This window comes from Sedimentibacter sp. B4 (assembly GCF_000309315.1).
GTDB lineage: Bacteria > Bacillota > Clostridia > Tissierellales > Sedimentibacteraceae > Sedimentibacter > Sedimentibacter saalensis.
On sequence record NZ_CANG01000678.1, the window covers coordinates 1 to 240 of the forward strand.

At 65.4% G+C, this 240-nt stretch carries 1 protein-coding gene; it reads left to right on the top strand.

Features of this window, described 5'->3' with window-relative positions; genetic code table 11:
- Window positions 1-240: hypothetical protein (locus BN358_RS26790; protein WP_198018467.1), on the top strand; the 240-nt coding region annotated here is incomplete at both ends.

The window sequence follows — 240 nt, forward strand, 5'->3', positions numbered from 1 at the left end:
TCAAGAACGAGGAGTCAGGGTCCACCCACTCCGACTTCTACACCTATCGCTACTTCGCCGCCGAGGGCTTCCTTTCTGGCTACTCGTTCCCACGGCTCCCGCTGGCCGCCTACATCCCAGCTGTGCGCAACGGCACCCGCGCCGCCGACGGTGGCGACTACATTCAGCGCCCACGGTTCCTCGCCATCCGCGAATTCGGTCCCGGCGCCCTGATTTACCACGAGGGCGCCCGCTACGAAG